At 45.3% G+C, this 13,460-nt stretch carries 11 protein-coding genes; 6 read left to right on the top strand and 5 right to left on the bottom strand.

From position 1 onward, the window contains the following. Positions 1-21: 21 nt before the first annotated feature. Positions 22-693: a response regulator transcription factor gene (locus tag EXU30_RS01445; RefSeq protein ID WP_130597484.1), complete on the bottom strand. Its 672-nt coding sequence runs from the start codon at positions 691-693 to the stop codon at positions 22-24. A 130-nt stretch (positions 694-823) separates the two neighbouring features. On the opposite strand from EXU30_RS01445, the gene EXU30_RS01440 reads away from it, so the two are divergent. Genes EXU30_RS01440 through EXU30_RS01430 form a run of 3 tightly spaced genes read left to right on the top strand, consistent with a single transcriptional unit; the run spans position 824 to position 3,896 of the window. Continuing rightward, a complete protein-coding gene (locus EXU30_RS01440; protein WP_130597483.1) occupies positions 824-1,933 on the top strand; it encodes a glycosyltransferase family 2 protein in 1,110 nt (369 codons plus the stop codon). Continuing rightward, positions 1,933-3,384, top strand: coding sequence for an ArnT family glycosyltransferase (locus tag EXU30_RS01435; protein ID WP_130597482.1), 1,452 nt, complete (start codon positions 1,933-1,935; stop codon positions 3,382-3,384). Before EXU30_RS01440 ends, EXU30_RS01435 begins: the two co-directional genes overlap by 1 nt. Then, on the top strand, positions 3,384-3,896 hold the full coding sequence (locus EXU30_RS01430) for a GtrA family protein (protein WP_130597481.1): 513 nt from the start codon (positions 3,384-3,386) through the stop codon (positions 3,894-3,896). The genes EXU30_RS01435 and EXU30_RS01430 overlap by 1 nt, the downstream gene beginning before the upstream one ends. Positions 3,897-4,071: 175 nt before the next feature. On the opposite strand, the gene pdsS is transcribed toward EXU30_RS01430, so the two are convergent. Further along, complete coding sequence (gene pdsS / locus EXU30_RS01425; protein ID WP_130597480.1) at positions 4,072-6,234, bottom strand: proteobacterial dedicated sortase system histidine kinase; 2,163 nt, start codon at positions 6,232-6,234, stop codon at positions 4,072-4,074. A 32-nt stretch (positions 6,235-6,266) separates the two neighbouring features. After that, positions 6,267-6,956, bottom strand: coding sequence for a proteobacterial dedicated sortase system response regulator (gene pdsR, locus EXU30_RS01420; protein ID WP_130597479.1), 690 nt, complete (start codon positions 6,954-6,956; stop codon positions 6,267-6,269). 232 nt (positions 6,957-7,188) lie between these two features. Between pdsR and pdsO the strand changes: the two genes are divergently transcribed. The 3 genes from pdsO to EXU30_RS01405 all read left to right on the top strand — a co-directional run bounded on the left by pdsO (position 7,189) and on the right by EXU30_RS01405 (position 11,193). Next, a complete protein-coding gene (pdsO, locus tag EXU30_RS01415) occupies positions 7,189-7,932 on the top strand; it encodes a sortase-associated OmpA-like protein PdsO (RefSeq protein WP_130597478.1) in 744 nt (247 codons plus the stop codon). A 66-nt stretch (positions 7,933-7,998) separates the two neighbouring features. Beyond that, positions 7,999-10,476 carry a marine proteobacterial sortase target protein gene (locus EXU30_RS01410; protein ID WP_130597477.1) on the top strand — a complete coding sequence of 826 codons (2,478 nt, stop codon included), beginning with the start codon at positions 7,999-8,001 and terminating at the stop codon, positions 10,474-10,476. 99 nt (positions 10,477-10,575) lie between these two features. After that, positions 10,576-11,193: a class GN sortase gene (locus EXU30_RS01405; protein WP_242620293.1), complete on the top strand. Its 618-nt coding sequence runs from the start codon at positions 10,576-10,578 to the stop codon at positions 11,191-11,193. 41 nt (positions 11,194-11,234) lie between these two features. Here the strand turns inward: EXU30_RS01405 and EXU30_RS01400 are convergent, their stop codons facing one another. Then, positions 11,235-12,257, bottom strand: coding sequence for a GGDEF domain-containing protein (locus EXU30_RS01400; RefSeq protein WP_130597475.1), 1,023 nt, complete (start codon positions 12,255-12,257; stop codon positions 11,235-11,237). Positions 12,258-12,542: 285 nt separating this feature from the next. Further along, on the bottom strand, positions 12,543-13,436 hold the full coding sequence (locus EXU30_RS01395; protein WP_130597474.1) for a hypothetical protein: 894 nt from the start codon (positions 13,434-13,436) through the stop codon (positions 12,543-12,545). Positions 13,437-13,460 lie beyond the last annotated feature (24 nt).

Below are 13,460 nucleotides of genomic sequence, written 5' to 3'. Positions count from 1 at the left end.
GTATCAAACGCCTTGCTGTTTTTAAGTTTGTTGTAATTTAAAGCCAACTTTTGGCACGGTCACTAACATAGGTGTGGCGAAGGGCTTATCCAGTTGAGTCCGCAGTTGATATATATGGCTGCGTAGAATGTCTTGTCCTGGTGGGTTATCACCCCACAGCTGCTCAATGACTTGCTCGCGCGTAACCAGGTTAGGTGCATACTGAGTTAGTAACACCAGAATTTGATAGGTAGTGGGTGTGAGTACTAGCGTTTGCCCTGCGCGCATTGCTTTGTGCTGAGCAAGATTAATACTGAGCTCTGAAAAGCTAATTTCATTAGGTGCCACCTGACCTTTGTGCCTTTTTACCAATGCTTTGACTCTGGCGTAAACCTCTTCCAAATCAAATGGCTTACCTAGGTAATCATCCGCGCCGACATCAAAGCCTTGCAGCAAGTCTTGTTTACTATCAAGGGCGGTCAACATTAACACAGGGGTGATGCAGGCTTGCTGGCGCAATTGACGGCATAGGCTAAGGCCGTCGATTTTTGGCAGCATTAAATCAAGAATGATGGCGTCAAATGCGGTTTGAAGTGCGAGTTTTAGTCCTTGTTCACCATTGGTCGCATAATCTAACTCGCAACCAAGTGCCTCAAAGTAATCACCTAACACGCCAGCCACATCATGGTTGTCTTCAATTATTAGAATTTTCATTTAGCCAAGATAAACAGTCATCACGTTATTGAGTAAATTATCACATGTGCAATGTGTAAGAAATGTCGTCGACATTTCTTACACGCGCACTTGTTCATAATCCAATTCTATTTTTTAAGTGGACAAGATTATGGTTGTGGACACCCACCTAACAGCAGTTTCTCCGGTCACCTTATCGATTGTGATCCCCATGTATAACGAGGTTGAAGGCATTGATGTGCTGTTCGAGCGTTTAAATACACTCATTAGCGATATGGATGACTTGTGTGAGGTGGTTTTTGTCGATGACGGCAGTCACGACGGTACCTGGCAATACTTGCTGCAAAAACACAGCTTACACTTTGAGACGCAATACATTCGCTTGAGCCGTAACTTTGGTAAAGAGGCGGCGATGACAGCCGGTTTAGAGAGTGTTCGCGGTGAAGCGGTCATTTTGCTCGACGCTGATCTACAAGATCCGCCTGAGCTGATACCTGAAATGCTTGCCAAGTGGCGTGAGGGCTTTGATGTTGTCAACATGAAGCGCCGCAAGCGCCATGGGGAAACCTGGTTTAAGCGTTTTTCTGCAGCATGCTTTTACAAATTAATGAACTGGCTTTCAGATACGCCAGTTCATGAAAATGTGGGGGATTTTAGATTACTCAGCCGCCAGGTCGTTGATCACATCAATGCCATGCCTGAACGAAATCGTTTTATGAAAGGAATTTTGAGCTGGCCGGGCTTTGCACAAGCGACCATCGAGTTTGATAGGCACAGCCGTCAATGTGGTGATACTAAATGGAACTATGGCTCGCTGATCGGTCTAGCGATGGACGGTATTACTTCTTTCAGTTTCAAACCATTGAGGCTAGCAACATACTCTGGCGTTACGATTGGCGTGTTTGCCTTCGTATACGGCCTGTGGATTATGACCAAAACCTTAGTGTTTGGCGAAGCTGTGGCGGGTTATGCCTCAATTATGGTGACGCAATTGTTTCTTGCGGGTGTGCAGTTGCTTGCTATTGGCTTAATTGGTGAATATGTCGGCAGGGTATTTGTGGAAGTGAAACAGCGACCGATTTTCATTGTGGCACAAGCTTATCAGCAACACCGCAGTGATAAACCATTTTCCGTTTCTCAAAGGCAGCAATTACAAGCTAACACTGTGCCTAATGCTTTTAGTTACGGTAGCAACAAGGCGCCCGGTCCTATAACCAATACAGTGACAGCCTTTAACTCTGCCAAAGAGGTGAATGGCTAATGTTGAGTATCAGACAAAAGCAATTATTGGGTGTGCTGATTACAGCTCTTTTCATTCGTTTAATTTCATTGCATTTTTATCCGCTAATGGACACAACTGAAGCCCGCTACGGCGAAATGGCACGCCTGATGGTGGAAACGGGTAACTGGTTAACGCCATTGTTTGATTATGGCGTGCCGTTTTGGGGTAAACCGCCACTGCAAAATTGGATGAGCGCTGGCTCAATCGCGCTATTTACCAATAATGAGTTCTTTTTAAGGCTACCTCATTTTATCGCTGGGCTGTTTACGTTAATAGCTGTGGCGCTATTTGCTAAACAGTTTGCTATCAGTCGTCTAAATGTCGCGTTGGTGCTATCGACCATTTGTGTATTTTACGTGTGTTTAGGCACTGTAATGACAGATATGGGCTTACTATTTGCCGTCACCTTAGCCTATATCGGGTTCTACTTGGCGTTCACAAAGCATAAATCTTTTGCCTATATCGGCTTCATTGGGCTTGGCATAGGGTTATTAGCAAAAGGGCCGGTGGCGCTAGTGATATTCTTTATCGGCTCTGGCTTATGGTTATTGTGGCATTTCGGCGCAGTAAAAATGTGGTCGCAGTTAGTGATAAAAGTACCGCTTATTAGTGGCTTTGCTTTAATGCTATTGCTCGCCGCGCCCTGGTATTGGATGGCAGAGCAAGCGACACCGGGCTTTTTAGAATATTTTTTAATTGGTGAGCATTACTCGCGCTTTGTAGATAGTGGCTGGCAAGGGGACTTGTACGGCTCTGCGCATGACCAACCAAGAGGTAAAATCTGGCTATTCTTTGCTTTTGCAGGCTTACCCTGGACGTTATTTATTCCAGCAGCGCTGTATAAATTATATCAACGGCATAATGGATTTGATGGTTTAACTAAGTTTTTGATCTGCTGGATGCTGTCGCCACTTATCTTGTTTACCTTGGCGGGCAACATTTTACCCGCATACGTGCTGCCGGCGGCGCCAGCGCTGGCATTGTTAGTTGCGTATGCGTGGAAAGAACACGGCGTTGCCCACCTTGCTAAAGTTGCCGCATTTATACCCGTGCTTTTGCTAGTCGCATTAGCAATGGTTAACTCGGGCATTGATAAGCAAAAAAGTGATAAATGGCTGTTATCGCAGCGTAGTGAAGATCACCGTGTATTTTATTGGTTGCAACAAGAATTCTCTGGGCGGTATTACACCCAAGGGCAAGCAAAACTTATTGATCAAAATACTCTGCAAGAGGTGACACAGTCACAGTTTTATCTGGTTGCCCATCATAAACACATTGATGTTTCATTACCGCCATTTAGCCGCTGTATCCAGCAGGCAAATACTCAAGATAAGTCACTGTTATTGTGCCGTTCCTCAGCTTCAACATCGGCATCTGAATTGAAGGCGCAGTCTGATGACTTAGCTGTCGAGCAGTTGAGTCGTCACTGATGAGTCAGCCAGCTTTTGAGACTGAGAGTCAAAATGGCGAAGTCGCGCTTTCCTCTGAGCGGCCTAGGTACAGTCAATTTGCACTACAACATAAATTTAGCCTGTTTGACTCAAGCTTTTATCGTTTTGTGTTGGTTGGTGGAAGTAGCTTTATTGTCGATGCCAGCTTGTATTTTTTACTCATCGAGTTTGTGTTTACTGGTGATACAGGTGCGGCGCAATTTGCTCGCGCCATTGCCATGTTAGTTGGGTTGCTGTTGACCTGGATTGGCCACAGATATTACAGCTTTGGCAAGCGAAAACAGCTGAGCGCCAAGGCACAATTTAAGTGGGTTGCGTTGGTGGCTGCATGTTCAATTACCGTGAACTTTATTGGCTTTAGTTTGATGCATACCTTGTTGCCACAACATACTTTGGCGAGTTTATTTAGCCTAGGCTTTGGCGTGGGCTTAGGGTTGGTGGTCAATTGGCTTGGCGCAAATTACCTCACTTATCGTCATGTAGTCGCATAAGCAAAGCAGCTTTGTGGGTTGACTAAATAGATAAAACAGCGCCTATCGGGATGTCTCGATAGGCGCTTTGGGTAATACCACTTATTTGAGCTGGCTCGCTGAACTAGCTTAATAGCTAAGAGACTAGTTTAAGGAATCGCTCACAAAGGCGTCGCTCAAAAAATCTCGGGCAAAATTAGTTAAGCGGAAGTGTCACGCAAATTTCAACCCCTTGTCCTGATTGCGTCTCCACATTCGTGGCACTGATAGTACCGTTATGGAATTCACTAATTAATCTTGCGATATACAAGCCTAAGCCAAGGTGTGGCTTACTGCTGGCTTCTTGCGGGCGTACCGACACCATAGACTCAAAAATTTGATCGTTCATGTTCTCGGGCAATAGTGGCCCAACATTGGTGACCTTGATGATAGCTTGCTTATTGTATTGCGTCAGGCTCACGTCAATGGCGCTATCATCGGCGCTAAATTCTATGGCGTTGTTGATGAGTTTGTCCATTAGCTGCGCGATGTATTCGGGCACTCCGTGACACTGCATCGGCTTGTCTTCAATGTGAGTGCTGAAGCTTTGCTGAGGGTAGGTAAGCTGATATCCCTGCATACAACCTGCAATCACTTTTTGCAGCGGGAAGTCATTGGTCTCAGCCTTAGTAAGACTCTCTTCTAAGCGGGTCGCTTCACTTAAATTGTTGAGGATAAGGTGCAGACGATTAACCCCTTCCTGGGCGCGATTAACGTACTTTTCTGTGGGTTCATCTAGTTGCTGCAAGCTTAAATGCTCAAGGGAGCTACGCACCACTGCAACTGGCGTGCGCAGCTCGTGCGACAGCCTTGACGACATATTCTCTAAATAATGGGTGTATTGACCTAAGCGGCTGACGATACTTGAGAAGCTACGCGATAGATCGCCAATTTCATCTCTGTTTTTTGACGGCTCAATTTGCTGGCGCACACGTCCTTGAGCATCAATTGCGGTTTCAGCCTGGTCGCGTAAGCGGCGAATACGGCTAGAAATGCTCGATGCAAATATAAATAGCGCCAATGTACCCATGCTCATGATGGTGAGAATAATATTGAACAGTTTTTCTAGTGCTTTATTTCGCAGCGAGCGAATACCGTGAGTAGTTTCTTCAGCTATCACCACACCCATGACTTTATCGTCAATCCAAATAGGGCTTGCCGCGGCTAAGATCACCGCTTTACTGTCGGGTGTTAGCCTCCAGGTTGAGCCAGGCTTACCCTCAAGCGCTTTTTCGATATGACTGCCACTTAACTCGGTAGAGTCTTGCAAAGAGTCAATAAAGTCTTGTGGTGGGCGGGTGAGGATTTTGTAATAAAGAGGCAGTAAATACTGGCTATGGAATTTCTCCCAGCCGCTGTTATCCGTTTCAAGTAGGGCCGTGCTCTTCCAGGCGTTGCTAGATGAGCGAATATCGCCCGATTTAGCCAGTACGCGGCCGTGATTATCCACCACCCAAATCCGTGAGCTGTTGTGGCTCATGCCTTTAATAATACTTTCGATTTCAGGTGAGGGAACCAACACTGTACCTAGGTTTGCCACTGAGTTAGTTTGCGATGTTCCGATAATATTGACTAAATCGCGAGTTTGTTTGCTGTCGACATTATGAATGGCGAAACCAAGCTTGCTGCCAACCATTGAAAGTGGCACCCGAAACTCTATGTTGTAGCCTTGTTTGGTCACTCGCCAGTGACCTTGAATACGCACTTCTGGGGTAACAGGAATGCTTTGACTTGGGTCTGCTGGCAGCTCAAATGCACTTAGCCAGCCTTGTTCTGTATTGGCAATAATGTAACGCTTAAATTCGCCGGCAGGGGTTAGCGTTGCCATGACGAGATGATCGTTTCTGTCTACTCTGAGGCTGTTTTTACCACGAAAGATGACATTGGCATCGCTTACTTGAAAAAATCCGTACAGGTATCCTGCGTATTTACCCACCATATGCGTAAAGCGAATATCTGGGGTATCTTGCTCGTCACGTTGATATAGCAAGTTATCCTTGCCGTATTCCAGCATACGGTGAGCATATGGTTGCCAGTCGTGCAGTTTACCGTCTAGCTGAATAGGGCCCGCAAGCGGGTAGGCATAAAGATCACGGCCTTTTTCAACCTGGCTTAAAAAGCTTGCCTGATTGTCAAACAGTTTTGGACGCTCGTGTAAGGCTGTGGCCAGCGCTTGAGTCGTGCCCTCTAAGGTTTTTTCTTGACCGTGACGCAGGTATTTCTCCATCTCCCACACATACTGATAACCAAGCCAGGGCAGGCACAGTAAGAATAGTGACAGGATAACGACTTTGGCTCTAAGCCCTAATGGTAAATACATGAATAACCTTGGTTAAGATACTTTCGATTGCGTTACAAGCTGTCCCAGCGATAGCCCATGCCATATACGGTATCGATACAGTCAAAGTCGCTATCAACGGCGAGAAACTTCTTGCGAATACGCTTTACGTGCGAGGTGATGGTGCTGTCATCAACATAGATTTTAGCGTCCGCCATCAAGTCTTGGCGGCTACGCACATGGCCTGGGTGTTTTGCCATGGCGTGCACCATCCAAAACTCGGTTACTGTTAATTCAATCGGGGTTTGCTTCCAGCTCACCTGAATACGGTTGGCATCAATGGTAAGTGGGCCTCGCTCCATCAAATTATCTTCAATTGGACTTGAGCTAATCAGCTCTGAGCGGCGAAATAGTGCGGCAATCCGTGCAATAAGATGAGGAAAGCTGACATCTTTTGATAAGTAGTCGTCAGCCCCTAAGCGCAGGCCGCAAACCGTATCGATGTCACTATCACGAGCAGTTAAAAAAATGATCGGCAAGGTGCTCGACATATTGCGCAGCGCTTGGCACAGGGTAAAACCGCCGTCGATTTCTTCTTCAAGTCCAATATCTAAAATGGCCAAATCAGGTAAGCGACTGTTAAAAGCTTGCATGGCTTCTGGGCGATTAGCATAGGCCTGAACTTGATAGCCTTGCTGCTGCAATACATCTTTATAGTTCTCGCGGATCGCCGCTTCATCTTCAACTATGGCAATTCTTTTCATCGTCTCTGTATCTTTCTAACACACTCATTTTTCGTATAACGCTGACTATACAGTAAATTTAGCCGCAAAAAAGCGAACTGAGGCAATTGCCATATTGTTGCCACATTTGATCTCTGCATTGCCATTTTTGATGCCAAAAAAAGCCATTTGGGCATTGTTTAATAGCTTCATCGAGTTCAGGAGCACACATTCTGAAACGCAAGTTTAAATAACACCTAAAAGGATGAAGCACATGAAAAAGCAAACTATCGCCATTGCACTAATCGCCACTCTTTCACTTTCAAACATGGCAGTTGCCGCGTCGCAAAACGCTGATATTGAAGAGCGTGAACACACAGAAGAACTAGTAGGTTTGAGTTCTGGTTTAGTGTTTGGCGCAGTTGTGGGTGGCCCGGTTGGCGCATTTATCGGCGCATTTACGGGCTCACTTATTGGTAAATCTGTTGGTGATGACAGTGAGATTGCGGCGCAGCAAGCCAAAATCAGTGAGCAAAGCTCAACCATCACTGCCATGGAGCGTAACAATCAATCATTGCAAGAGATGACCCAAGCCTACAACGAGGCACAAGTGCAGCTGGCACAAATTAAAGCAACTCAACAACAAGTGCTTGATGAGTTAAGCATGGGCATGAATGTACAGTTTAAAACCGGCTCTAGTCATATTGAACCTATCTTCAAACAGCAACTTGATAACGTGGCTTACATGATGAATGTATCGCCAGAGTTAACCCTTGATTTAACCGGCTATGCCGATCGCCGCGGTGACTCAAGCTACAACCAGGTGTTATCTGAGCAGCGTTTACTTGAAGTGACTAACTACCTGACAGCGCAGGGCATTGATGCGAGCCGCTTACAAGGCCAAGCCTACGGTGCTACTGCGCCATTGCATCAAGAGCAGAATTTTGAAAATGACTTCTTTGATCGCCGCGTGACCTTAAAACTTGGTGCTAAGCACGGCGAACTTGCTTCTAACTAACCCCTTCTATTTATTGAAATTAGACAGTTGCCTGCTTGCAATGCAAGTAGGTGACAAGGAGCATTTATGTGTCATGGTTCCCGTTTTAGAAACGAAAAACTAAAGCGCTCATGCTTTAAACGTTATGTATACCTAGTGATTTCTTGCTCGCTATTGATGCTATTTGTGAGTCGCTTTGCAAGCGCTTCAGGTCATACCCAAGGGCAAAATGAGCAGTTAACCCAAGGCTTAATGAGTTATCAAATTGCGACTATTAATACCAGTAGCAATACCCATGCGAGTAACAATGCCAATAGCCATGGCAGCGCCAAAGATGGCTTAGTGCAATTTGGTGAGCCCCACGCTGAGCAAACTTATTATGCATTGCCGCTAAGTACTTCGGTTGATATCAATGTCACTGGCATGGTAAGTCGCGTTAAAGTTGTGCAAACCTTTAAAAACCCAACCAATCATTGGATTAATGGCGAGTATGTATTTCCTTTGCCTGAAAATGCTGCCGTAGACTCATTGCTGATGCACGTTGGTGGCAATACGATAGTTGGCATTATCGAAACCAAAAAGCAGGCGAAGCGAACCTTTGAGGCGGCAAAAGCCCAGGGTAAGCAGGCAAGCTTAATGCAACGCCATCGCAGTAATATTTTTAGTACTGATGTCGCGAACCTTGCACCTCAAGGGGAAATGCAAATTGAGTTTTACTATCAAGAGTCATTGGCGCTCAGAGATGGTGAATACAATTTACATTTTCCTATGACCATCACGCCGCGCTATCAACCCAAGCAACTATCAGAGTTTGACAAGCCACTGCCAACAATGCGCTTTAGTGCTATGTATCAGAATCTATTTGGTCAAAGTAATACGGCTAGCATTGAGCACACTGCCGATCAGTTATCTAAGAATCAGTTATCAGAGTATGAGCTAGCTGAGCAGAGACTAACTCAACACAATTACGCAGCTTTAAACCAAGTAATTAACCCGGTAGAGATTAACGTTAAGTTAGACACTGGCTTTGAACTGGCATCCGTATCCAGTGCTAGCCATAACATTAAGCCTTTTCAGCAAGGTGATGCTTGGTCTATCTCGTTAACCGAGCAGGCAACGCCAAACAAAGACTTTCTGCTCAGCTGGACGCCAATGGCGCAAGCAAATGTTGAGAGTTACTTGTTCAGTCAGCAAGGTCAAACTCATGTGCCAGCATCAAACGCTACACCCGCAGAAACGAAAGTAGCCGGCGTTGAGCCACACAAAGTGACACCCACGAGTCACTATCAGTTATTGATGGTGATGCCGCCGCAGGAGTTAGCACAAGCCCAACAAATAAGCCGTGAGTTGATCTTGGTTATTGATGTGTCTGGCTCTATGTCTGGTGACTCAATTAGGCAGGCAAAACAGGCGCTTAACTATGCGCTAGCCGGACTAACACCACGGGATCGCTTCAACATTATTGCCTTTAGCGACAGGTTGACTCAATTGGCGGTAGAACCTTTAGCTGTTAACAGTCGCAACTTAGGTCTCGGGCAGCAGTTTGTTGCAAGTCTTGATGCTAATGGTGGCACAGAAATGGCGCCAGCACTAAAGGCAGCACTGACTTCAAGTCATAGTAATGGCAATGTTGGTGTTAATGCTGATGGTGAACATCAAACAAAGCACCAAGCTAATTCGCATAAGCTTAAGCAAGTGTTGTTTGTCACCGATGGTGCGGTGTCTAACGAGCAGCAACTGTTTCATATCATTGATACTCATTTAGATGATGCGCGTTTGTTTACCATTGGCATTGGCTCTGCACCCAATCGCTACTTTATGCAACTTGCGGCGTTGGCAGGTAAGGGCAGCTACGTATACATCAGTGATGGTCAGCAGGTGAGCGAGAGAATGGCAAAGCTGCTGGCAAAGCTTGAACACCCCGCTTTAACCGATATCAAAGTCGCTTATCAAGATGGACAAATTCCTGACTACTGGCCAAGTGTGATTGGCGATTTGTACTTGGGTGAACCTTTGGTGCTGAGCATCAAAACCGATGCACAAGCTCAATCTAAACCGCTTGTTGTTAGCGGCAATATTAATGGTCAATTCTGGCAGCGAACGCTTGCTACCGATGAGCCAACTCAAGCTGCAGGGTTAGATTTACTTTGGGCTAATCAATACGTCAATGCACTGGAGCTGACTCAAAACCGCGCTAATCGCCAACGTGTCGAGCAGCAAATTGCTGCCATTGGCCTCAAGTATCACCTCGTTACTTCGCAAACCAGTTTAGTGGCAGTAGATGTCACGCCAGTTAACCCTGATCCAACTAATAGTGTTGATGGATTTGTAAGTAACCTTTTGCCTGCGGGATTCGATGCTAGCAAGCAGCGCGCTAATCAATCGGCAAAACAGCATGCAATGCGTTTACCGCAAACAGCAACCGATAGCCGCTTATGGTTGTTAATTGGTTTTTGCTTGATGTCTTTAGGGCTTGGGCATGTCGCATGGCAATGGCAGCGCCGCAAAGTGAGCAGAACATTCGGTCAATATGCTGCTCCTGTTGCGTTATCAGCTGCGGATTAGGGAGGGGTAGTTATGGCAAAGACCACTATAGCAACCACTCACTTTAGTGCCCGCACTTTTCATTTGATTATAACAGTACTGCTGGTGGGAGGAGGATTAATGATGGTATTTAAGGGAGGATATATGCAGGCAAAAGCCCATTTTGCGCAATACTTAATTGAAAGCGCATTTGAGCGAAGTTTACAAGACCAACAGGCTCACAAGCCTTGGTCTTGGGCTGATACTCACCCTGTTGCCAAGCTGACTATAAAACGTAAGCTAAGCAGTGGCCATACTCAAACGGCGCCTTTATATGTATTGGACGGTGCCAGTGGCAGAACCATGGCGTTTGGACCGGGGCTGATGCACACTGGTGCGCCTGTTTCTGCCAATGGCAATACCATCATTACAGGGCATAGAGATAGTCACTTCTCAGTGCTGCAATTGGTGCAGGTTGGCGACGAAATCGAACTAGTAGACACGTCTGCACAAGTGCTTAAGTATGAGGTAAGTGATATTCAGATAGTGCATGAAACCTCGACTCATGTGTTAAATGACAACGGCGATAGTGAGTTAACGCTAATTACTTGCTATCCGTTCGAGGGCATTACCAGTCAGACTGAATATCGTTATGTCGTTAGCGCCAAGTTGAAAACTGATACTGAAACAGATGGGCAACAAATCGAGTTCGCGTCCACGTCCACTCAAACAAGCAATAAAAAACACGGCTATATGTAGCCGTGTTTTTTCTTTTAATAGGGGCAACCGACAAGGGTAAATTAGCTAATTGGCATTACCCGATTGCGGCCCAAGCGTTTAGCTTCATAAAGCTGCTTATCTGCCGCTTCGATCAACTCGGCAACCCCTTGTTTTTCGGTAATTTGATGTACGCCAAAAGATGCGGTGATAGAGTCGATAACTTTGTCGCTGCGTCTATCTTTCACGGTAAGCTTTTCAAGGGCGCGGCGGATCCCTTCAGCTAAATGCCTTGCTACTCTTTGGTTGCTATTAGGGCAAATAATGGCAAATTCTTCGCCACCGTAGCGATATAGCTTGTTGCCATCACGGCAAGCTTCCTGAATACGTTTAGCTACGGTTTTTAACACTAGATCGCCAAGTTGATGACCAAAGTTATCATTAAAGTTCTTGAAGTGGTCAATGTCCGCGAATATTAGACTGCACTGGGATTCTTTATTTGCGACTTGCGCGACAATGTCATCGTCAAATGCTCTGCGGTTTAGCACATTGGTTAAAGAGTCAAATAACACGTCTTTTTCCGACTCAGCCAGTTTTGATTTTAATGATTCGATTTCCGCTTGAGCTTTAAGTAGCTGCTCGGTAAAGCTAACGGTGCTTGAGCGGATGTTGCCTTGTTCTTTAACGATATTACGCACCACAGCGATGATTTGATCCAGCGAAAATCCACCATCTTCAATTTCGCTTAATTTGGCAAAGTCTTTTTCAATTTGCTCCTGGAATACCTGAGTATCTTTATTGGTGTCTTTTACTGATTGCGCTAAGTCTATCACCATAGCATCGAGGCTCTTGCGAAGTGAACGCACATCTAACTCAACCGGATCGGCTACGTGCTGGCGATAAAGTAATTCACTGGTGACGGGAGAGCAGGTTTGATTTTGTTCAATTGCCTCATCCATAGCTTTATTTAGCTCAGGTGTTTGCTCACCGACATAGGTATACCAGAGGGCATAATTGGTTGGTGTAGTAGGGATTTTGTACTTGAGCATTAACGGAACAGCTTTTTTAAGGTTCGCGGCGGCGGTTTGCAATAGATTGTTTGACATCGAATATATCTAACCTCGCAAAGATGACCTAAAAAGCAGCAAATATAACAAATACACGTTTATGGCTGCATGTTTAGATAACTATAGCAATTTGTCTGAAAGCTTAAGTTGATTGTATGAATTTGTTGTTGATTTAGCTAGGTAAAGTTATGTGAGCTGACTCGTACTACACAGATACTGTTATTGGGGCGATAGTTGGCAACTAAGACATTGCCTATAGTCTAACGCAAGGTAATTGAGTCGCAACAAACGTTGCGCGTGAGCATTGATTACAACTGAAAATAACTAGAAATGATATTGAACTGAAAAGCGCGGACCTGTGAAGCTGTAGTTAAGATTATAATCGGCAAGGTGGAAGTCTTGATCACCGAAGCTAACGTTCTGAGCATAATCTACATCAACTTCGTAGTAGTTATAGCCTACAGACAGCTGCCAGTTGTCACCAACGTTTGTCTCTACAGAGGCGCGAATATCAATTAGTGAACCTTTGACATCATCGTACTTAATGGCGAAATACTGGGCGTGCCCGCCAATTGTCCAGCCAGGGATAAATTCGTAAGTACCATAAATACCAATATCGGGAAGCGGTGCGGTAAGGCTTTCATCAACGACTCTTGGGTTTGCCACAAAGTCGTTACATGCCGAGTTAGCCATCACTGTAGGTGAACACAAACCGATTGTTCCCTCAAAAGCGGTTTTGATAAACATGGTGTGTAAACCAATCGACGCACCAAAAGTGTAATCATCGCCTTGGAATAAATCGTAACCATAGCCTAAACGCATAATGTCGATGTTTAGCGTGGTTTTTAGTTGAGCGCCAGCTTCTACAATGTAAGTTTTGTCATCGTTTGGGTTGGTGAAAATCCAGGTATCTTCAACATAAGGAGTATTGGCGGTGCGATGCAGAGATTTCCAATCGACGTAAACATGGTGTCGATCATTGAACGACCATACAAATTCGAAAAAGGGAAGAAACTGATCTTCAGCCAGAAATAAATCATCCTCAAAATCCAATGGAAAAATACCACCAGTTTCAGGATTGGTAACATTCATATAAGAGTCTGAGCTGGCATAAAATGCACCGACACGAAAAGCGAACGAATCTTCTGCAGTCACATCAGCAACAGCTATTGGAGACATAGCTAATAGCAAAGAGCAAGCAAGTGCAGATTTGAACATGGATTTAGTGCCTTTCATTATTAT

Origin of the sequence: Shewanella maritima (assembly GCF_004295345.1) — a bacterium.
GTDB classification, from domain to species: Bacteria; Pseudomonadota; Gammaproteobacteria; order Enterobacterales; family Shewanellaceae; genus Shewanella; species Shewanella maritima.
Note: the sequence above shows the minus strand (reverse complement) of the source record. Positions and strands in the feature narration are given on the sequence as shown.